16 protein-coding genes and 1 pseudogene are annotated in these 20,057 nt (G+C 73.1%); 11 read left to right on the plus strand and 6 right to left on the minus strand.

The annotated features are described in order from the left end of the window. The first annotated feature begins 113 nt into the window (after positions 1 to 113). On the plus strand, positions 114 to 1,283 hold the full coding sequence (hutI, locus tag PUR56_RS26285; RefSeq protein ID WP_329950731.1) for an imidazolonepropionase: 1,170 nt from the start codon (positions 114 to 116) through the stop codon (positions 1,281 to 1,283). A 122-nt stretch (positions 1,284 to 1,405) separates the two neighbouring features. Here hutI and PUR56_RS26290 read toward each other — a convergent pair whose 3' ends face one another. Both PUR56_RS26290 and PUR56_RS26295 read right to left on the minus strand, forming a co-directional pair. Beyond that, positions 1,406 to 3,514, minus strand: coding sequence for a S9 family peptidase (locus PUR56_RS26290; protein ID WP_329950723.1), 2,109 nt, complete (start codon positions 3,512 to 3,514; stop codon positions 1,406 to 1,408). Positions 3,515 to 3,647: 133 nt separating this feature from the next. Continuing rightward, positions 3,648 to 5,156: a peptide MFS transporter gene (locus PUR56_RS26295; protein WP_329950724.1), complete on the minus strand. Its 1,509-nt coding sequence runs from the start codon at positions 5,154 to 5,156 to the stop codon at positions 3,648 to 3,650. 330 nt (positions 5,157 to 5,486) lie between these two features. Between PUR56_RS26295 and PUR56_RS26300 the strand changes: the two genes are divergently transcribed. Both PUR56_RS26300 and PUR56_RS26305 read left to right on the plus strand, forming a co-directional pair. Continuing rightward, positions 5,487 to 6,161, plus strand: a complete 675-nt coding sequence (locus tag PUR56_RS26300) for a response regulator transcription factor (protein WP_030300686.1) — start codon at positions 5,487 to 5,489, stop codon at positions 6,159 to 6,161. Between the two features lie 70 nt (positions 6,162 to 6,231). Beyond that, entirely contained in the window at positions 6,232 to 7,479 is a 1,248-nt protein-coding gene (locus PUR56_RS26305) for an ATP-binding protein (protein ID WP_329882734.1), read from the plus strand. Between the two features lie 63 nt (positions 7,480 to 7,542). Here PUR56_RS26305 and PUR56_RS26310 read toward each other — a convergent pair. Continuing rightward, positions 7,543 to 7,827, minus strand: a pseudogene (locus PUR56_RS26310) (ester cyclase); the annotation flags it as partial. A 131-nt stretch (positions 7,828 to 7,958) separates the two neighbouring features. Then, positions 7,959 to 8,564: a GtrA family protein gene (locus PUR56_RS26315; protein WP_329882735.1), complete on the minus strand. Its 606-nt coding sequence runs from the start codon at positions 8,562 to 8,564 to the stop codon at positions 7,959 to 7,961. Between the two features lie 241 nt (positions 8,565 to 8,805). Between PUR56_RS26315 and PUR56_RS26320 the strand changes: the two genes are divergently transcribed. The 4 genes from PUR56_RS26320 (at position 8,806) to PUR56_RS26335 (ending at position 12,360) form a co-directional block, all read left to right on the plus strand. Beyond that, on the plus strand, positions 8,806 to 9,963 hold the full coding sequence (locus PUR56_RS26320; RefSeq protein WP_329882736.1) for a 5-(carboxyamino)imidazole ribonucleotide synthase: 1,158 nt from the start codon (positions 8,806 to 8,808) through the stop codon (positions 9,961 to 9,963). Then, complete coding sequence (purE, locus tag PUR56_RS26325; RefSeq protein ID WP_329882737.1) at positions 9,960 to 10,493, plus strand: 5-(carboxyamino)imidazole ribonucleotide mutase; 534 nt, start codon at positions 9,960 to 9,962, stop codon at positions 10,491 to 10,493. Before PUR56_RS26320 ends, purE begins: the two co-directional genes overlap by 4 nt. A gap of 23 nt (positions 10,494 to 10,516) precedes the next feature. Continuing rightward, positions 10,517 to 11,749, plus strand: a complete 1,233-nt coding sequence (locus tag PUR56_RS26330) for a dipeptidase (RefSeq protein WP_329882738.1) — start codon at positions 10,517 to 10,519, stop codon at positions 11,747 to 11,749. A gap of 191 nt (positions 11,750 to 11,940) precedes the next feature. After that, positions 11,941 to 12,360, plus strand: a complete 420-nt coding sequence (locus PUR56_RS26335; protein ID WP_329882739.1) for a CoA-binding protein — start codon at positions 11,941 to 11,943, stop codon at positions 12,358 to 12,360. 42 nt (positions 12,361 to 12,402) lie between these two features. Here the strand turns inward: PUR56_RS26335 and PUR56_RS26340 are convergent, their stop codons facing one another. Next, positions 12,403 to 13,179, minus strand: coding sequence for a TIGR04222 domain-containing membrane protein (locus PUR56_RS26340; protein WP_329882740.1), 777 nt, complete (start codon positions 13,177 to 13,179; stop codon positions 12,403 to 12,405). Positions 13,180 to 13,448: 269 nt separating this feature from the next. Between PUR56_RS26340 and PUR56_RS26345 the strand changes: the two genes are divergently transcribed. After that, positions 13,449 to 14,903: a glycoside hydrolase gene (locus tag PUR56_RS26345; RefSeq protein WP_329950725.1), complete on the plus strand. Its 1,455-nt coding sequence runs from the start codon at positions 13,449 to 13,451 to the stop codon at positions 14,901 to 14,903. 90 nt (positions 14,904 to 14,993) lie between these two features. Here PUR56_RS26345 and PUR56_RS26350 read toward each other — a convergent pair whose 3' ends face one another. Next, positions 14,994 to 16,331, minus strand: a complete 1,338-nt coding sequence (locus PUR56_RS26350) for a UDP-glucose dehydrogenase family protein (RefSeq protein WP_329882742.1) — start codon at positions 16,329 to 16,331, stop codon at positions 14,994 to 14,996. Between the two features lie 406 nt (positions 16,332 to 16,737). Between PUR56_RS26350 and PUR56_RS26355 the strand changes: the two genes are divergently transcribed. From PUR56_RS26355 to PUR56_RS26365, 3 genes are all read left to right on the plus strand, one after another. Continuing rightward, positions 16,738 to 17,847: an LCP family protein gene (locus PUR56_RS26355; protein ID WP_329950726.1), complete on the plus strand. Its 1,110-nt coding sequence runs from the start codon at positions 16,738 to 16,740 to the stop codon at positions 17,845 to 17,847. Between the two features lie 199 nt (positions 17,848 to 18,046). Then, the gene (locus PUR56_RS26360; protein ID WP_329950727.1) at positions 18,047 to 19,345 is read left to right on the plus strand and encodes a beta-ketoacyl-[acyl-carrier-protein] synthase family protein; all 1,299 of its coding nucleotides are present in this window, start codon (positions 18,047 to 18,049) and stop codon (positions 19,343 to 19,345) included. A gap of 44 nt (positions 19,346 to 19,389) precedes the next feature. Beyond that, the gene (locus tag PUR56_RS26365) at positions 19,390 to 19,869 is read left to right on the plus strand and encodes a GNAT family N-acetyltransferase (protein WP_329882745.1); all 480 of its coding nucleotides are present in this window, start codon (positions 19,390 to 19,392) and stop codon (positions 19,867 to 19,869) included. The last annotated feature ends 188 nt before the right edge of the window (positions 19,870 to 20,057 follow it).

The raw sequence follows: 20,057 nt of genomic DNA on the forward strand, positions 1-20,057 counted from the left end.
ACGACCGGGAGTCCTCTCCCGGTCGTCGCCTCCTTGTCGACGCCGGTGGAGCGGGCCGCTTCGGCCCGCTCCCCGGCCCCGTTCCCGAAAGGCACGACGTGAGCACCCCGAGCATCCCGAGCACGCTGATCACCGGCATCGGAAGCCTGGTCACCAACGACCCCGCGCACGGGACCGGGCCGCTCGGCCTGCTCACCGACGCGGCCGTGGTGATCGACGGCGCGACCGTCGCCTGGGTCGGTCCGGCCGCAGAGGCGCCCGCCGCCGACGAGCGCTTCGACGCGGCGGGGCGCGCCCTGCTGCCCGGCTACGTCGACTCGCACGCCCACCTGGTCTTCGCCGGCGACCGCACCGCCGAGTTCAACGCCCGGATGTCCGGCCAGTCCTACACCGCCGGTGGCATCCGCACCACGGTCGCCGCCACCCGGGCCGCCGCCGACGCCGAACTCGACGCCAACCTGGCCCGGCTGGTGCGGGAGGCCCTGCGGCAGGGCACCACGACGGTCGAGTGCAAGTCCGGGTACGGGCTGACCGTCGCCGACGAGGCCCGGGCGCTGCGGATCGCCTCCTCGTACACGCCGGAGACCACCTACCTGGGCGCGCACGTGGTCGCCCCCGAGTACGCGGAGGACCCGGCCGGGTACGTCGACCTGGTCACCGGGCCGATGCTGGACGCCTGCGCGCCGTACGCCCGCTGGGTGGACGTGTTCTGCGAGAAGGGCGCCTTCGACGGCGACCAGGCCCGGGCGATCCTGACCGCCGGCATCGAGCGGGGGCTCACCCCCCGGGTGCACGCCAACCAGCTCACCTACGGACCGGGCGTGCAGCTGGCCGTCGAGCTGGGGGCGGCCTCCGCCGACCACTGCACCCACCTCACCGACGAGGACGTGGCCGCGCTGGCCGGCTCGGCGACGGTCGCCACGCTGCTGCCGGGCGCCGAGTTCTCCACCCGGGCCGTCTACCCGGACGCGCGCCGGCTGCTGGACGCGGGGGCGGTGGTGGCGCTCTCCACCGACTGCAACCCCGGTTCCAGCTTCACCAGTTCGATGGCCTTCTGCATCGCGGTGGCGGTGCGGGAGATGGGCATGACGCCGGACGAGGCGGTCTGGGCCGCGACGGCGGGCGGTGCGCGGGCGCTGCGGCGGTCGGACGTGGGCACGGTGCGGGTGGGGGCCCGGGCCGACCTCCAGCTGCTGGAGGCACCCTCTCCCGTGCACCTGGCGTACCGTCCGGGCGTGCCGCTGACGGCGGCGGTCTGGCGGGCGGGCGTCCGGGAGGTCTGACGGGCCGCCCGAGAGCCTGCCCGACGGGCGGCCGGGCGGGGGAGGGGCCGGTGCTCACGCGCCGGCCCCTCCGGCGTGTCCGGGGCCTGCCGCCGTTCGGGTCCGCTGCCCGGGCCTGCCGCTCAGGCCCGCTTCAACGACCTCTTCAGGAAGTCCAACTGGTGGTGGAGCAGGTTCTCCGACACCGTCTCGTCGCTCGGCGAGTGGGCCGTGCCGCCGAGCGGGAGGACTTCGTGCGGGCGCCCGGCGGCCAGGAGCGCGGCGGAGAGGCGCAGGGTGTGGGCGGGGAGCACGTTGTCGTCGGCGAGGCCGTGGATCAGCAGCAGGGGGCGGCGCAGTCCGGGGGCGTCGGGGAGGAGCGAGCAGGCGTCGTACCGGTCGGGGTGCTCGTCCGGGTGGCCGAGGAATCGTTCCTTCCAGTGGGTGTCGTAGAGCCGGTGGTCGGTCGGGGCCGCCCCGGCGACGGCGGCGTGGAAGACGTCGGGGCGGCGCAGGACGGCGAGTGCGGCGAGGAAGCCGCCGTAGGACCAGCCGCGGATGCCGACCCGGTCGAGGTCGAGCAGACCGGGGCGGGCGCCGGCGGCCTCGTGGAGCGCCTCGACCTGGTCGTCGAGGGCGGGGGTGGCGACGTCGGCGAAGACGCTCTTCTCCCAGCGCGGGCCGCGTCCGGGGGTGCCGCGGCCGTCGACGACCAGCACGGCGTAGCCCTGGTCGGCGAACCACTGGGAGACCAGGTCGGGCCACCCGCCGCCGGCCGAGACCTTGGTGCCGGCCGGTCCGCCGTACGGATCGAGCAGGACGGGCAGCGGCCCGTCCGCGGGGCGGTGGCCGGCGGGCAGGAAGAGCGCGGCGCGCAGTTCGCGCGGGCCGAGCCGGAGCAGTTCGGGCCGCGCGGTGAGGACCGGGGTCTGTGCGTGGGAGGCGATCGTGAGGGCGGGGTGCCCGTCCCGGCGGACGGTGGTGACCGGGCCAGGGGTGCCGGGCGTGCGCGCGGTGTGGACCAGCGTGCCGGCCCGCCGTACGCCGGTGTGCGCGCCGGCTTCGTCGCTGAGCGGGAGGGCGCCCGTGGTGGGGCTCCAGACCCAGAGGTGGGACTCCACCGGCTCCTCGGAGGCGGTGAGGAGCACCTCGTCGCCGTCGACGCCGAGGACCGCGTGCAACTGCCGGCCGGGCGGGGTGACGGGCCGGCCGTCCACGGTGAGGTGCCGGGTGTCGCCGATGTCGGCGGCGTCGATCAGGCGGCCGGAGGCGGTGCGCACGGGCAGGCCGGGGACGAGTTCGACCCAGTGCTCGTCGTGCCGCTCGGCGAGGACCCGGGTGGACCCGTCGGCCGGGTCGATCGCGAGGGTGCGCACCGTCCGCTGGTCGCGGCTCTGGACGGCGGCGAACGGGCCGTGGCCGTCCCAGCCCGCGGCGGTCAGGTACTCGGAGGCGGCGCCGTCCCGGGGGACGTCGGTGCGGGAGCCGTCGATGCCGAGCAGCAGGAGCGAGACGTCCGCGTTGGCGGTGCCGGCCAGCGGGTAGCGGATCGTGCGCGGGGGACTCGCCGGGTCGGACGGGTCGGCGAGGTGCAGGCGGCGCAGCGGGCGCTCGTCGACCCGCGCGACCAGCAGTCGGGTGCCGCCCGGGGACCACCAGTGGGCCCGGCTGCGGTGCATGGACTCGGCGGCGACGTGTTCGGCGACGCCGTACCCGACCTCGGGGTGCTCGGGTTCGGCGAGCGCGCGGTCGCCGGTGCCGTCGGCCTCGACGACCCGCAGGGCGCCGGCGCGGACGTAGGCGATCCGGCGGCCGGTGGGGTCGGGGCGCGGGTCGTACACCCCTCCGCCGGTGGGGACGGGCCGGACCCCGCGGGTCCCGGTGTCGGCGAGCCAGAGGGTGCCGCCGAGGGCGAAGGCGGCGAGCCGGCCGGCGGTGTCGGTGGCGTACGCGGTGATGCCGCCGGTCAGGACGCGGGCGCGTTCGCGGCGGACGCGTTCGGCGTCGGGCAGGTCGCTCTCGTCGACGCCGAGCGCGGCGGGGTCGGCGAGCAGGTGTTCCTCGCCGCTGCCGGTGTCGAGCGTCCAGAGGCAGGAGACCGGGTCGTCGCCGGAGCGGCTGCGCAGGAAGAGGACGGTCCGGCCGTCGGCGGAGATCGTCGGCCGGGCGGGTGCGCCGAGCGTGAAGCGCCGGGTGCGCGCGAGCTGGCGGGGGAGGGTCGGCGGGCGTTCGTGTACGGGGCCATGGGTCATGGTCGGCACACTGACACGCCGGTGCCGGTCCGGTCACCCGGGGCCGTCGGGAACGGCGACCGGGGCCGGCACGGAGCTCGGGACTCCGCGCCGGCCCCGGAGGCAGACGGTCAGGCGGTGCGGCCGGGCGTCGTCAGTGGACGTCGCCCATCAGCCGGACGACCTTCCTGCGGTACATCGCGAGGGCCACGCCGGCGATGACCGCCATGCCGCCCTGGACCGCGAAGTACCAGGTGGATCCGACCACCCCGTCGCCGAGGACGAGCTGGAAGATGGCGGCGACGCAGTCGCCCGCGGTGACCGCGAGGAACCAGACGCCCATCATCTGGCTGGCGTACTTGGCCGGGGCCAGCTTGGTGGTGACGGAGAGGCCCACCGGGGAGAGGGTGAGCTCGCCGACGGTCTGGATCAGGTAGACCATCGCCAGCCAGAGCGGGGTGACCTTGGCCCCGCCCGAGGCGGCGGCCATCGCCAGCATCATGACCATGAACGAGGCGCCGATCATGAGCAGGCCGAAGGCGAACTTCATGGTGGTGCTGGGGTTCTTGGCCCTGCGGGACAGCAGGACCCAGAGCCAGGCGAAGACCGGGGCCAGCGCCATGATGTACAGCGGGTTGAGCGACTGGAACCAGCTGGACGGGAAGTCGAAGCCGAACAGGGTCGACGAGGTGTTGTCCTGGGCGAAGATGTTCAGCGTCGAGCCGGACTGGTCGTAGATCATCCAGAAGACGGCGGCGGCGACGAAGAACCAGATGTAGCCGCTCATCCGGGACTGCTCGGTCTCGTCGAGGTCCTTGTCCCGCTTCACCTTGGCGAAGACGAAGACCGGGAGCGCGATGCCCGCGATCGACAGCGGCCAGATCGCCCAGTTGATGGTGAAGTGGCCGGTCAGCGCGACGACCGCGTAGAAGACGGCGGCCACCGCCAGCCAGAGGCCGGCCTTCTTGAAGATGGCGCTCTTCTCGGCGGGCGGGATCGGCGAGGTCACCACGTCGCTCTTGGCGCTCAGGTGGCGGGTGCCGAGCAGGAACTGGGTGAGGCCCAGGGCCATGCCGACGCCGGCGAGGGCGAAGCCGAGGTGCCAGTCGACCTCCTGGCCGATGGTGCCGATGATCAGCGGGGCGGCGAAGGCACCGAGGTTGATGCCCATGTAGAAGATGGTGAAGCCGCCGTCACGACGCGGGTCGTTGGGACCGTCGTAGAGGTGGCCGACCATCGTCGAGATGTTGGCCTTGAGCAGGCCGGAGCCGACCGCGATGAACGCGAGGCCGGCGAAGAACGACACGCTCGCCGGAAGGGCCAGCATGAAGTGGCCGATCATGATGATCGAGCCACCGAGGGCGACGGTCTTCCGGGCGCCGAGGAAGCGGTCGGCGATCCAGCCGCCCGGGAGAGCCAGCAGGTAGACCATGGCCGTGTACACGCTGTAGACGGCGCTCGCGACGGCGAGCTTCATGCCGAGGCCGCCGTCGGTGACGGAGGCGGTCATGTAGAGCACCAGCAGGGCACGCATGCCGTAGTAGCTGAAGCGCTCCCACATCTCGCTCATGAAGAGCGTGGCGAGGCCCCGGGGGTGCCCGAGGAAGGTCTTGCCGCTGGGAGAGGCCGGCTGTACGCCGGACTCCAGGGTCGTAGACGCCATGTGTAGTGGGTTCCTTGCCTGACAGCGTCCGCCAAGGGGGGTGGCGGCGGACGTGGACGGAACCACTCTACGTGGCGATATTTGGCGTCATCAGCTGACAAAACACGGCAATTAGGTATGCCGATAGCAAAGTCGGCGACAGATTCGCTGGATCTATCCATGGTAGAGCAGCCTTAATTCCTTCAGTTGCAAGATCCAAGAGCAGAATCTTCGCCGAACGACCGGGCCGGGCGTGTCGGTTGAGGCTTGATCGCACTCCGTATAACGATCACGCACTGTGAACTACCTCACGGCCGCAACGGCCGTACCCGGGCGGACTACCATCACCACATGACCTGTGTGCTGCTCGCCGAGGACGACCCGGCGATCTCCGAACCGCTCGCCCGGGCCCTGCGCCGCGAGGGCTACGAGGTGCTCGTCCGGGAGGACGGCCCCTCCGCGCTCGCCGCCGGACTCGGCGAGGAGGTCGACCTCGTCGTCCTCGACCTCGGCCTGCCCGAGATGGACGGGCTGGAGGTCTGCCGCCGGCTGCGCGCCGACGGCCGCAGCTGCCCCGTCCTGGTGCTCACCGCCCGCGCCGACGAGGTCGACACGGTGGTCGGCCTGGACGCCGGCGCCGACGACTACGTCACCAAGCCGTTCCGCCTCGCCGAACTGCTCGCGCGGGTCCGCGCCCTGCTCCGGCGCGGCAACGTCGACCAGCTGACCACCGGGGCGCACGGGGTCAAGATCGACATCGAGTCGCACCGCGCCTGGCTCGGCGAGGAGGAGCTCACCCTCTCCGCCAAGGAGTTCGAGCTGCTGCGGGTCCTGGTGCGCGACGCCGGCCGGGTGGTCACCCGGGAGGAGATCATGCGCCAGGTCTGGGACACCACCTGGTGGACCTCCACCAAGACCCTCGACATGCACATCTCCTGGCTGCGCAAGAAGCTCGGCGACGACGCCGCGAACCCCCGCTACATCGCCACCGTGCGCGGCGTCGGCTTCCGCTTCGAGAAGAACTAGGGCCCGGGGGCGCGATGCCCCGGCACCCGGGCAGGCACCACCACTTCGCACCACCACGGGGAGCGCCAGCGTGAAACGCCGGATGATCAACTCGCTGCTCGGCGTCGTCCTCGTGGTGGTCGTGGTGTTCTGCGTCCCGCTCGCCCTGGTGGAGAAGCGCACCATCGTCAGCTCCGCCCAGGACCGGGTGGACGCGGCCGCCGTCCGGGTGCTCTCCCTGGTGGAGAACCGGCTGGCGGCCAACGAGCCGGTCACCGGCGACAAGTTCGCCAACCAGGTCTCCGAGGGCCAGTACGTCGAGGTGGACATCCCCGGCCAGTCGACCGTCTCCAGCGGACACCGGCCCGACGGGAACCACCTGCTCAAGGCGGTCGAGCGGGGCGTCAGCGGCGAGACCGTCACCGTCGAGCAGTCCCGGGCCGCCGTCGACCACGAGATCGCCAACATGCTGCTGCTGCTCGGCGTGGTCGCGCTGCTCGCCGTCCAGGCCGCCGTCGCCCTCGCCGTCTGGCAGGCCAAACGGCTCGCCCGCCCCCTCACCGACCTCGCCGAGACCGCCGAACGGCTCGGCTCCGGCGACCCGCGCCCGCGCGACCGCCGCTACGGCGTGCCCGAACTCGACCGGGTCGCGGAGGTCCTCGACGTCAGCGCCGAACGGATCGCCCGGATGCTCACCGCCGAACGCCGCCTCGCCGCCGACGCCTCCCACCAGCTGCGCACCCCGCTGACCGCACTCTCCATGCGGCTGGAGGAGATCACCGCGCTCGCCGAGGACCCGGACACCGTCAAGGAGGAGGCCACCATCGCCCTCCAGCAGGTCGAGCGGCTCACCGACGTCGTCCAGCGGCTGCTCACCACCCAGCGCGACCCGCGCAGCCCCACCGCCGTGGCCTTCGACCTCGACGACGTCGTCAAGCAGCAGGTGGAGGAGTGGGGCGCGTCGCTGCGCGGCACCGGACGGGTGCTCCAGGTCGAGGGCCTGCACGGGGTGACCGTGGTCGGTACCCCCGGCACGGTCGCCCAGGTGCTGGCCACCCTCATCGAGAACTCGCTGATGCACGGCGCCGGGACGATCACCCTGCGGGTCCGGCCGTCCGGGACGTCGGCGGTGGTCGAGGTGCAGGACGAGGGCCCCGGGGTGCCCGCCGAACTGGGCAACCGGGTCTTCGAACGCGCGGTCAGCGGCCGCAACTCGACCGGGATCGGGCTGGCCGTCGCCCGTGACCTCGCGGAGGCCGACGGCGGCCGGCTGGAGCTGCTCTCGCTGCGGCCCGCGGTGTTCGCACTCTTCCTCGGCCGCAGCCGGCGCGACGTCTAGGCCCGGACGGGGCCTGGCGGGCGGCGGCGGCGACCCGGGGAACGGGGCGGGTCAGAACCGGGCCTCCCGGACCACGTCGAGATCGGTGAACGCGGGCGGCTCGTCGCAGAGCGCGACCATCTCGCGGAAGATCCGGTCCGTCTCCGGCAGCCGGGAGTTGCGCATCGCGTCCTCGTACGACGCGAACTCGACGATCTCCACGACGTGCCGGGGGTCCGACCGGTCGGTGGCCAGCACCGCGTGGTCGACCGTCCGCCGGCCCTCGGTCTGCTCGGCCCAGCGGTCCATCAGACCGTTGAGCTCGTCCACCCTGTCGGTCCTGCAGTCGATGATCTGGACGAACGCCATGACGAGCCTCCTGGGTTCCCCCTCGGACTCGATCGTTCGCCGGCCGTGCTCGCCCTCGGTCACCACTCTCCTCTTGCCGGAGCGGGCGGGGCAAGCGGAGGAGCGGCACCCGGGCGGGCCGGGTGTGGCCGCTACTCGGCCTTGGCGTACCGGATCTCCTGGGCGGCCAGCATCAGCTCGGCCTGGGCGACCACACCGGCCGCCGGAGCCGTCCCGGCGACGGTCTCGGCCAGCGCCTCGGCCAGGGGCGCGGGCACGGTCCCGGGCGCGGCCGACGGCGCGGTCGTCGACTCGGGGACGGCCTTGAACACCCAGGTCCGGTACGAGACGAAGCGGAACACCGTGCCCAGCGCGAGGCCGGCCACCTTGGCGGCCAGCTGCTCGAAGTGCGAGGAGAACCCGAGCGCGTACACCGTGATGCCGAGCACCCCGGTCTCGATCAGCATGCCGGCGCCGCTGAACACCAGGAAGAGCGTGATCTCGCGCTTGCGCGAGGCGGCGTCGCGGTCCCGGTACAGCCAGTAGCGGTAGCCCAGGTAGTTGGTGGCGATCGCGACCAGCGTGGCGGCGATGTTGGAGCGCAGCGAGGCGAGGTGCAGGCCGTTGAGGCAGACCCAGAAGACGACGAAGTTGACCACCACGCCGCTGAGGCCGACGAGGCCGAACTTCACCACCTCGCCCGACATGCCGCGCAGTTTCTGCGCCAGTGAGGGGTTCGACGCCGTGGTCGTCGCCATACCGGGCTGCCTCCATGTGCCTGCGGACGAAAGGGGCCCGGCGCGTGAACGCGGTCGGCCCCTTGAGCCCTGCGTGCACGCACATGATCGGATCACGCGTACCAGGACCTGGCCGTCCAGGCTACCCGGTTCCGCCGATCGGCTCAGCCCCTCCGTACGGTATCGAAGGGCCCCGAACCGTAGACGCCCCGACTGCCGGAGCGGTTCCACACCCTCCGACCGGCCCGGATATCCTGGCGGGGTGACTTCTCCGGGCAATGCGAATTTTCCAGTGGTCGGCATGATCGGAGGCGGGCAGCTGGCCCGCATGGCGCACCAGGCGGGTATCCCGCTCGGGATCCGGTTCAAGCTCCTCGCCGACACCCCCCAGGACTCGGCCGCGCAGGTCGTCTCCGACACCGTCCTCGGTGACTACCGCGACCTCGACACCCTGCGCCGCTTCGCGGCCGGCTGCGACGTGATCACCTTCGACCACGAGCACGTGCCGACCGAGCACCTGCGGGCCCTGCAGGCCGACGGCATCGCCGTCCGGCCGGGCCCGGAGGCGCTGGTCAACGCCCAGGACAAGGGCGTGATGCGGGCGACGCTCGACTCCATCGGCGTGCCCTGCCCGCGGCACCGGCTCGTCGCCGACCCGGCCGACGTGACCGCGTTCGCGGCGGAGGGCGCCGGCTACCCGGTCGTCCTGAAGACCGTGCGCGGCGGCTACGACGGCAAGGGGGTCTGGGTCGTCGACGACGAGACGGAGGCCGCGGCCCCGTTCCGGGCCGGCGTCCCGGTGCTCGCCGAGGAGAAGGTCGACTTCGTCCGCGAGCTGGCCGCCAACGTGGTCCGCTCGCCCAGCGGCCAGGCGGTCGCCTACCCGGTGGTGGAGAGCGTCCAGGAGAACGGCGTCTGCGCCGAGGTCACCGCCCCCGCGCCCGACCTCGACCCGGCCCTGTCCGACGAGGCCCAGCAGCTGGCCCTGCGGATCGCCGGCGAGCTGGACATCACCGGCCACCTGGCGGTCGAGCTGTTCCAGACCCGGGACGGCAGGATCCTGGTCAACGAGCTGGCCATGCGCCCGCACAACTCCGGCCACTGGACCCAGGACGGCGCGGTCACGTCGCAGTTCGAGAACCACCTGCGGGCCGTCCTCGACCTGCCGCTCGGCGACCCCCGCCCGCGCGCCCGGTGGACCGTGATGGTCAACGTCCTCGGCGGCGACTACCCGGACATGTACCACGCCTTCCTGCACTGCATGGCCCGCGATCCCGGCCTGCGGATCCACATGTACGGCAAGGACGTGAAGCCCGGCCGCAAGGTCGGCCACGTCAACGTCTTCGGGGACGACCTCGACGACGTCCGTGAGCGCGCCCGTCACGCGGCCGCCTACCTGCGAGGAACGATCACCGAATGACCTCCCCCACCGCGCCCCTGATCGGCATCGTCATGGGCTCCGACTCCGACTGGCCCGTGATGGAGGCCGCTGCCCAGGCCCTCGACGAGTTCGAGATCCCCTACGAGGTCGACGTCGTCTCGGCGCACCGGATGCCCCGCGAGATGGTGGCGTACGGCGAGAGCGCCCACGGGCGCGGGCTGAAGGCGATCATCGCCGGGGCCGGCGGCGCCGCCCACCTGCCGGGCATGCTCGCCTCCGTCACCCCGCTGCCGGTGATCGGCGTGCCGGTGCCGCTGCGCTACCTGGACGGCATGGACAGCCTGCTGTCGATCGTGCAGATGCCGGCCGGCGTGCCGGTGGCCACCGTCTCGGTGGCGGGCGCGCGCAACGCGGGCCTGCTGGCGGTGCGGATGCTGGCCGCGTTCGACTCGGAGCTGGCCGAGAAGATGACGGACTTCCAGGCCGAGCTGAACAACCAGGCGACCGAGAAGGGCCGGAAGCTTCGGGCCAAGGTGGCGGGTTCCCCCTCCTTCGGCTTTGGGAAGTAGGCAAATCGGATACAACAGCTCGTATGACCTCTGAGCTGCTGGATCCCTCCGCCTCCACCGCCTCCCCGGCCCTGCTGGAGCGCGCCGGAGCCGTCCTCCGCGACACCCCCGTGGTCGACGGTCACAACGACCTCCCGTGGGCGATGCGCGAGCAGGTCGGCTACGACCTCGACGCGCTCGACCTGGCGGCCGACCAGAGCGCCCGTCTGCACACCGACCTCGCCCGCCTCACCGCGGGCGGGGTCGGCGCGCAGTTCTGGTCCGTCTACGTCCCCTCCCGGCTCGCCGGGGACCACGCCGTCAGCGCGACCCTGGAGCAGATCGACTTCGTCCACGCCCTGGTCGACCGCTTCCCCGACCGGCTGCGGCTCGCCGTCACCGCCGACGACCTCGAAGCCGCGCGCGCCGAGGGCCGGATCGCCTCCCTGATGGGCGCCGAGGGCGGCCACTCCATCGACTGCTCGCTCGCCACCCTGCGCGCGCTGTACGCGCTCGGCGTCCGGTACCTGACGCTCACCCACAACGACAACACCCCGTGGGCCGACTCGGCCACCGACAAGGCGGTCGCCGGCGGCCTCACCGCCTTCGGCGAGGAGGTCGTCCGGGAGATGAACCGGCTCGGCATGCTGGTCGACCTCTCGCACGTCTCCGCCGACACCATGCGCGACGCCCTGCGGGTCGCCGAGGCGCCGGTGATCTTCTCGCACTCCTCCGCCCGCGGGGTCTGCGACCACCCGCGCAACATCCCGGACGACGTGCTCGGCCTGCTCCCCGGCAACGGCGGCGTGGCGATGGCCACCTTCGTGCCGAAGTTCATCCTGCCCGCCGCCATCGACTGGACCCTCGCCGCCGACGAGAACATGGTCGCCCACGGCTTCGACCACCTCGACACGACGCCCGCGGGCATGGCCTGCCAGCGTGCGTTCGAGGAGACCTACCCGCGTCCGATCGCCACCGCGTCCACCGTCGCCGACCACCTCGACCACATGCGCGAGGTCGCCGGCATCGACCACATCGGCATCGGCGGCGACTTCGACGGCACCGCCTTCCTCCCGTCCGGCCTCGACGACGTCGCCGGCTACCCGAACCTGATCGCCGAGCTCCTGCGCCGCGGCTGGTCGGAGACCGACCTCGGGAAGCTGACCTGGCACAACGCGGTCCGCGTCCTGCGCGACGCCGAGGCCGCCGGTGCCCGGCTGCGCGCGGCTGGCCGGACGCCGTCGATCGCCACCATCGGGCAGCTCGACGGCTCCTGACCCCGCGCCGGGCCCGGGCACGTGCCCGGGAGCCGGGTCCTGGCGGGTCCGCCCGCCGGGCCCGGCTCCCGGGCGTCCGCGAGCGGGAATGACCCGGCGCCGGGCTGCGCTGGGCATGACGAGGCCCCGGCGCCCGGAGCGCCGGGTACAGCCCGAGAGCACCGGCACAGCGGGACACGAGGAGGCACGGCATGTACGGCGACCCGGAGACGGTCCGCAGGATCCTGACCGAGACGGGCGACACCTGGGCCGTCGTCGGCCTCTCGTCCAACCGGCGGCGCGCGGCCTACGGGGTGGCCGAGGTGCTCCAGCGCTTCGGCAAGCGGATCGTGCCCGTGCACCCGAAGGCGGAGACGGTGCACGGCGAGCAGGGGTACGCCTCCCTCGCGGAGATCCCCTTCGAGGTCGACGTGGTCGACGTGTTCGTCAACTCCGACCTCGCCGGGCCGGTCGTGGACGAGGCCGCGGCCATCGGCGCCAAGGCCGTCTGGTTCCAGCTCGGCGTGATCGACGAGGGCGCGTACGAGCGGGCGCGCGCCGGCGGGCTGGAGATGGTGATGGACAGGTGCCCCGCCATCGAGATCCCGAGGCTCGGCCCGGCCACCCGTTAGGCCCTGTCCGGCCCTGACCTTCCGGCCCCGGTCGTCCGGCCCCTACCGGGCGGTCCCGGGCGGGACGTAGGTGGCCGCCCCGGCCGTCGCCAGCGGGTGGTCCGGCGGGAGCGCGGCGAGCCCGCCGAGCGCGACGAGGACGGCGGGGGAGTCCCCCGCGGAGGAGGACCGGGCCCGCGCCAGCACCTTCCGGCCGAGCTCGGTGGTGCGGCTCGGCCGGGGCCGCGGCCACAGGGCGACAGCGAGGGCCGCCGCGAGCACGACCCCGAAGCCCACCTGGACCAGTCGCACCGGACCCTCGTGCAGATCCGCCTGCCAGAGTGCGACCGCCCCTGCCAGCCCGACCAGGACCGGCGCGAAGGGCGCCGACTGGTAACCGGCCCGCGCCTTCGCGTACAGCCGCTGGTCCCGGAGCAGACCGGACGCCACCAGGCGGTCGTGGAGCTCCGCGGACGCCTCGGAGAGCTGCCACCCGGAGAGCCGCCGGTCGTCGAGCAGGTCGGCCAGGCCGCGGGTCCGGGTCGGGCCGACGGCGAGGACCACGGTGGCCTCGGCGGGCACCTCGATCTCGGCGGCGGTGGCCGGATCGGTGACGGTGACCGTGCCCGAGCGGGACGCCGTCAGTCGACCCTCCTGGTGCATCACGGCGATCGCGGTCTCGGCCAGGTGCTCCGCCAGGTAGGCGAGTTCGTAGGGCCCCGTGGTGAAGCCCGAGCGCCTCGGGGTCCGTTCGGCCCGGCGGAGGGCCGCCACGGCCGTGGCGGCCCTGAACACGTTGTAGCCCACCACCACGACGGAGGCGATGAACAGGACGGTCACGGCTCCCACGGCACCCCCGCTCCGAGGCGGCCCGGCCGGCCGCCGCCTCCACAGTGTGGGAGCGGTGACGGCCCGGCACAAGGCGGCCGACCTGTCGGCGCGAGCCGGTCGAACGCTCTCCGCCCGTTCACCGGCCCCTCGCCCGTCCGCCTTCTCCGGTGGGCTAGGCTCCAGCGGTTTCGGTAGTGCACGATGCAGATCGCGCCGGGGGTCCGTGCGCGCACGTTTGGGGGGATTTGATGGAGCGTCGTACGATTCTGCGCGGTCTCGTGGCAGCGCCACTCGGTGCGATGGCCATGGCGGCGGGAACCGGCCGGGCCTGGGCGGACTTCAGTACGACCGTCGACCCGACGGTCCAGTGGGGGACGTGGGAGGGCTGGGGCACCAGTCTGGCCTGGTGGGCGAACAAGCTCGGCCCGCGGGAGGACCTGGCGGACGTCCTGTTCACCCGGAACACCGTCCCGTACCTGGGACAGCAGCTGCCGGGTCTGGGCATGAACATCGTCCGGTACTGCGCCGGGGCTTCGGGCGACTACACGGTCGGCGGTCGGCAGATGCAGTCGACCAGCGGGCTCGACGGGCTCAAGAAGATCGAGGGTTTCCAGCGCGACTGGTCCTCCGCCGACCCGGACTCGTCCAGCTTCGACTGGACCGTGGACGCCAGACAGCGGGCCGTGCTCCAGCAGGCCAAGCAGCGCGGCGTGGACACCTTCGAGCTCTTCGCCAACTCGCCGCAGTGGTGGATGCTCAAGAACGACAACCCCGAGGGTGCCGCCGACGGCCTCTGCAACCTCCAGGACGGCAACTTCGACCGTCACGCGGCCTACCTGGCGACGGTGGCCCGCTACGCGCGGGACCACTGGGGCATCGACTTCGCCTCGGTCCAGCCGGTCAACGAGCCCGGCCTGAACTGGGGGTACAAGCCGTTGATGGACACCATCCAGGAGGGCTGCTTCTACACGCACGCCCAGCAGGCCGAGCTCATCCGGCTGACGCGGGCCCAGCTCGACGCCCGGGGCCTGACCGGGACGCTGGTGGCGGGACTCGACGAGAACGGCACCGCGCTGGCGCTCAACACCTGGACCAGCCCGTCCTTCGACGCCGCGACGAAGGCGGCCACCGGGCGGGTCAACGTGCACGGCTACGACGCGCTCGGCGGCGACCGGGCCGGGCTGTACGACGCCGTGTCGGCCGACGGCAAGCGGATCTGGCTCTCGGAGTACGGCGACGAGTGGGGGCACGGCCTGGCCCTCGCGCAGAACCTCAACGCCGACCTGCGCCTGCTCCACCCGACCGCGTGGGTCGCCTGGCAGATCCTCGACTGGCGCGGCCACGGTGCGATCAACTTCGACGAGGGAGTGATCGTGGAGGTCAACCCCAAGTACTACGTGCTCGCCCAGTACATGCGGCACATCCGCCCCGGTATGAGGATCATCGACGCCGGGCACCCCGACGCGGTCGCCGCGTACGACGGCGTCAACCACAAGCTGGTCATCGTCGCCGCCAACTACCAGAACGCGCAGTGGCTCACCTTCGACCTGTCCCGGTTCAGCGGGCCCGGGGTGGAGGGCGCCCTCGTCAAGCGCTGGGTCACCGGCGTCGGTGACGGCGACGGCCAGCGCTACCGGTACTACGAGGACACCCTGATCCAGGGCGGCCGTTTCTGGTCGGGCTGTGGTGCGCTGAGCGTCCAGACGTTCGAGGTCTCGGACGTCTACCTGTAGCAGCAGCCGGTGCCCCGTCCGGATGTGGGCGGGGCGCCGATCGGGCACTGACCGGGGCGGCCCACTGACCGGGGCGCCGTCCCGGTCGGGTCAGCTCGGGCGGCCGAGGGCCCGGTAGGTCCAGCCGGCGGCACGCCAGGCGTCGGCGTCGAGCACGTTGCGGCCGTCCAGGAGGCGGCGCTCGGCGACCACCGCGCCCAGTTCGGCGGGGTCGAGCTCGCGGAACTCCTGCCACTCGGTGAGGTGCAGGACGACGTGCGCGCCCTCGGCGGCCTCCAGCGGCGAGCCGGCGTACGTCAGGCCGGGGAACATCTTGCGGGCGTTGTCCATCGCCTTGGGGTCGTAGACGGTGACCTGTGCGCCCTGCAGCTGGATCTGGGCGGCGACGTTGAGCGCGGGGGAGTCCCGGATGTCGTCGGAGTTGGGCTTGAACGCGGCGCCGAGGACGGCGACCCGGCGGCCCAGGAAGCCACCGACGCACTGCTCGCGGGCCAGCTCGACCATCCGGGAGCGGCGGCGCATGTTGATCGAGTCGACCTCGCGGAGGAAGGTCAGCGCCTGATCGGCGCCCAGCTCGCCGGCCCGGGCCATGAACGCCCGGATGTCCTTCGGCAGGCAGCCGCCGCCGAAGCCGAGACCGGAGTTGAGGAACTTGCCGCCGATCCGCTCGTCCAGCGCGAGCGCCTTGCTCAGCTGGGTGACGTCGGCGCCGGCCGCCTCGCAGACCTCCGCCATCGCGTTGATGAAGGAGATCTTGGTGGCGAGGAAGGAGTTGGCGGCGGTCTTCACCAGCTCGGCGGTGGCGTAGTCGGTGACCAGGAACGGAACCCCGGCGGCGATCGGCTCCGCGTACACCTGGCGCAGCAGCTGCTCGGCGCGGCCGTCGCGGGTGCCGATCACGATCCGGTCCGGGCGCAGGGTGTCCTGGACGGCGAAGCCCTCACGGAGGAACTCCGGGTTCCAGGCCAGTTCGGCGGCCTCGCCGACCGGTGCCTGTGCGGCCAGCCGCTCGGCCAGCCGGCTCGCCGAACCGACCGGGACGGTGGACTTGCCGACCACCAGCACCGGGCGGGTCAGGTGCGGCGCGAGCGCGTCGACGGCCGCGTCGACGTACGACATGTCGGCGGCGAACTCGCCCTTGCGCTGCGGGGTGTTGACGCAGACGAAGTGCACGTCGCCGAACTCGGCAGCCTCCTTCGCGGAGGTGGTGAACCGCAGCCGGCCGGTCGAACCCTCGTGTCCCGCCACGTGCTTGAGCAGGAGCTCGGAGAGGCCCGGCTCGTACATCGGCACCTGGCCCGCGGTCAGGGTGGCGATCTTCTCCGGGTCGATGTCCAGGCCCAGCACCTCGAAGCCGAACTCCGCCATGGCGGCGGCGTGGGTGGCACCGAGATAGCCGGTGCCGATCACGGAGATGCGGAGGGTCACGGTTTCCCCTTCGGAACGAGCTGAGGGTGACGGTCCCGGTGGGGGCCGCGCCCACCGATGCTATCCGGCCGCACGAGCCGGGCCCATGCCGTCCCGGGTGACCTCCGGTTTCGGCCGCCGCAGCCTCACTTTCCGGGCAGGGGGCGCGTGCGCGGGCGCAGGCTCGGCGGAAACCCCGCGCGGCGACTGTGACCGGCGGCACAATGCGCGCATGGTGGCGGATGGCGAACGGGTGGGCGGTCGGACGGACGACGAAGTGACGGGCGGGGCGGGGGCGGAGCGTCCGGGGGAGGTGCGGGCCCCGTCCGGGCTGAGCCTGTTCGAGCCGCGCGCCTCCACCGCCCCGCCGACCGGTCCCCCCGGTCCCGGTCCCGACGCCCGGGACCCTGATGCCCGGGAGGCTGACGTGCCCGCCTCCGGTGCCTCCGGTCCCGAGAGCCCCGAGGGGCCCGAGACTGCCGAGAGCCCCGAGACTCCCGAGCCGCCGGCCCGGCGCCGCCGTACCCGGCGCGTCCTGCTCTGGACGCTCTCCATGCTGCTGGTCCTCGTCGTCGGCGGGTGCGGCGCCCTGTACTGGACCGCCGAGCACTACGCCTCCTCCGTCCACCGGATCCCGGACGCCTTCCCCACCGCGCCGGAGTCCGCCCAGCCCCGGCCGGTCCCGGCGAGCGGCCTCAACCTGCTGCTGGTGGGCCTGGACGCCCGCTCCGACGCCCCGACCACCGGCAGCGCCGCCAAGGGCCCGGCCTGGCAGGCGGGTGCGGCCCGCAGCGACACCATGATGCTGCTGCACCTCTCCGACGACCGCCGCTCCGCCACCCTGGTCTCGCTCCCCCGCGACACCTGGGTGCCGATCCCCGGCCACGGCGAAGCCAAGCTGAACGCCGCCTACTCCTGGGGCGGCCCGGCGCTGATGACCGAGACCGTGCAGAACCTCACCGGCATCCGTATCGACCACGTCGCCGTGATCGACTGGAACGGCTTCCGCGCGCTGACCGACGCCGTCGGCGGCGTGGACATCACCGTCCCGCGCACCATCGAGGGCGTCGGCGAGGCCCGCGCCTGGGAGGCCGGTACCCACCACATGGACGGCGCGCAGGCGCTGCTCTACGTTCGCGAGCGCTACGGCCTCCCCGGCGGCGACCTCGACCGCACCAAGCGCCAGCAGAACTTCCTGCGCGCGCTGATGCTGAAGGTCATGGACTCCGGCACGCTGACCAGCCCGTCCAGGCTCGGCGGCCTGCTGGGCACGGTCGGCGAGGTGGTCGGGGTCGACGACCGGCTCTCCAACACCGACCTGTACCAGCTCGCCTGGAGCCTGCGCTCGTTGCGCGCCGACGACGTGCGGTTCATGAACGCGCCCTTCGGCGGCTTCGACACCCGGGACGGGCAGAGCGTCGTGCTGCTGGACGAAGGCCCGGCCGCCCAGCTCTGGGAGGCGGTGCGCAACGACCGGACGGCGCAGTACTTCCAGGAGCACCGGACCGGCGACCTCCTCGGGACGGACGTCGACTGACCTCCGCCGGCCGTGGGGGCATCCGTGCCGATGTGGAGGATTCTGACAAACTCCCACCGGTCGAATCGGTCGGCTTGCTTGCCTGAACACCCGTCACGACCGTGACAGTGTGGCCGAAGAGGCGAGAGCGACCCGTATCCATCGATGTGGCGGGTTGTGTCGACCTCACAACATTCACCACAACCACGGAGCGTCCTGGATGGGTACCGACAACCACCGCGACCACGCCGACCGCACTAGCCACGCCGACCGCGCCGACCGCACCGGCCGTGCCGCCGGCCTCGTCGCCGAGCCGGTCCTCGTCACCGGCCTCGGCGCCACGACCCCGCTCGGCGGCGACGTCGCCTCGACCTGGGCCGCGATGCTGGCCGGCGACTCGGGGATCCGCCCGATCGAGGCGGAGTGGGCGTCCGGTCTGCCCGTCCGGATCGCCGGGCAGCTCGCCGTCGAGCCGTCCGGGGTGCTGGACCGGGTGCAGGCCCGGCGGCTGGACCGCTGCCAGCAGGTCGCACTGATCGCCGCCCGTGAGGCGTGGGCCGACGCGGGGGCGCCCGAGGTGGACGGCGAGCGGCTGGCCGTGGTGATCGGCACCGGCACCGGCGGGGCCCTCACCATGCTCGGCCAGGACGACGTCCTGGAGGCCTCCGGCGTCCGGAAGGTCTCGCCGCACACCGTGCCGATGCTGATGGCCAACGGTCCGGCGGCCTGGGTGTCGATCGAACTGGGCGCGCGGGCCGGCGCGCACACCCCGGTGAGCGCCTGCGCGTCCGGTGCGGAGGCGATCGCGCTCGGTCTGGACCTGATCCGGCTCGGCCGGGCCGACGTGGTGGTGGCCGGCGGCGCCGAGGCGTGCATCTGTCCGCTGCCGCTGGCCGGGTTCGCCCAGGCCCGGGCCCACTCGACCCGCAACGACGAGCCCGGGCGGGCCTCCCGGCCGTTCGACGTCGGCCGCGACGGCTTCGTGATCGGCGAGGGCGCGGCGGTCGTCGTCCTGGAGCGGGCCGGCTTCGCCGCCGCCCGCAGGGTCCGCGCCCATGCCACCCTCGCCGGCGCGGCGGTCACCTCGGACGCCCACCACATCACCGGGGCCGCCGCCGAGGGGCAGGTCCGGGCGATGCGCCGGGCGGTGGCCGAGGCCGGGCTCTCGCCCCGGGACGTCGCCCACGTGCACGCCCACGCCACCTCCACCCCGCTGGGCGACCTGGTCGAGGCGGCGTCCGTCCTGGAGGCGATCGGGAGGCACCCGGTGGTGACCGCCACCAAGTCGATGACCGGTCACCTCTTCGGCGCGGCCGGGGCGGTGGGGGCGCTCGCCGCCGTACTGGCCCTGCGTGACGGGGTGGTGCCGGCCACCCGCAACCTGGAGGTGCCGGACCCGGCGGTCGAGCTGGACGTGGTCGCCGGTGCCCCGCGCCGGGGGCGGCTCACCGCCGCGCTCACCAACTCCTTCGGGTTCGGCGGGCACAACGCGTCGCTGGTGTTCACGCCGGCGCCGTGAAATCCGGGCGACGGCCCGGGGAGCCGCTCACTAGGGTGGCCGCCATGTCTACGTCATCACCGTCGCTGCGCCTGGAACCGATCACCCCGCAGAACATCGACGCGGCACTGGAACTGAAGGTCCGCCCCGACCAGGAGCGTTTCGTCTCGCCGGTGGCCAAGTCGCTGGCCGAGGCCTACGCGCACGGGGAGATCGCCTGGCCCCGGCTGATCCTCGACGGCGACCGGCTGGTCGGGTTCGTGATGGCCTTCTTCGACGTCACCTTCCACCCGGACCGGCCCGGCGAGCTCCCGCGCTCCGGTCTGTGGCGGCTCAACATCGCCGCGGACACCCAGGGCCGGGGCTACGGCCGGTTCGCGGTCGCGCAGGTCGGCGAGGAGATCCGGCGGCGCGGCGGCAGCAGGGTCACCGTCACCTACGTGCCGGACGACGACGGGCCCGGCGGGTTCTACGCGAAGCTCGGCTTCCGGCCGACCGGCGAGTTCAGCGGGGACCAGGCCGTCGCGGAGCTGGACCTCGCCTGACGGCGGGCGGGCCCGACCGCCCCGGCCCCCGGACCGGGTGCCGGCCCTCAGCTTGTGATTTATCCATCGGGCTCGAACAGGCCGACTCGGTGATCACTCGTCCGGGTGATCACGGGACACGGGAGCGGCCTTCGCGTGATCCTGAACTCGACCAAGAGGCACAGGACTTGACGCGAAGGCCGCTGTGA

Source organism: Streptomyces sp. BE303 (assembly GCF_036290945.1).
Taxonomy (GTDB): domain Bacteria; phylum Actinomycetota; class Actinomycetes; order Streptomycetales; family Streptomycetaceae; genus Kitasatospora.

Coding starts and splice junctions, on each gene's coding strand:
- PUR56_RS26360 (WP_329950727.1), top strand. CDS start 18,047: ATGGGTACCGACAACCACCGCGACCACGCCGACCGCACTAGCCACGCC.
- PUR56_RS26300 (WP_030300686.1), top strand. CDS start 5,487: ATGACCTGTGTGCTGCTCGCCGAGGACGACCCGGCGATCTCCGAACCG.
- purE (WP_329882737.1), top strand. CDS start 9,960: ATGACCTCCCCCACCGCGCCCCTGATCGGCATCGTCATGGGCTCCGAC.
- PUR56_RS26335 (WP_329882739.1), top strand. CDS start 11,941: ATGTACGGCGACCCGGAGACGGTCCGCAGGATCCTGACCGAGACGGGC.
- PUR56_RS26295 (WP_329950724.1), bottom strand. CDS start 5,156: ATGGCGTCTACGACCCTGGAGTCCGGCGTACAGCCGGCCTCTCCCAGC.
- PUR56_RS26315 (WP_329882735.1), bottom strand. CDS start 8,564: ATGGCGACGACCACGGCGTCGAACCCCTCACTGGCGCAGAAACTGCGC.
- PUR56_RS26330 (WP_329882738.1), top strand. CDS start 10,517: ATGACCTCTGAGCTGCTGGATCCCTCCGCCTCCACCGCCTCCCCGGCC.
- PUR56_RS26365 (WP_329882745.1), top strand. CDS start 19,390: ATGTCTACGTCATCACCGTCGCTGCGCCTGGAACCGATCACCCCGCAG.
- PUR56_RS26290 (WP_329950723.1), bottom strand. CDS start 3,514: ATGACCCATGGCCCCGTACACGAACGCCCGCCGACCCTCCCCCGCCAG.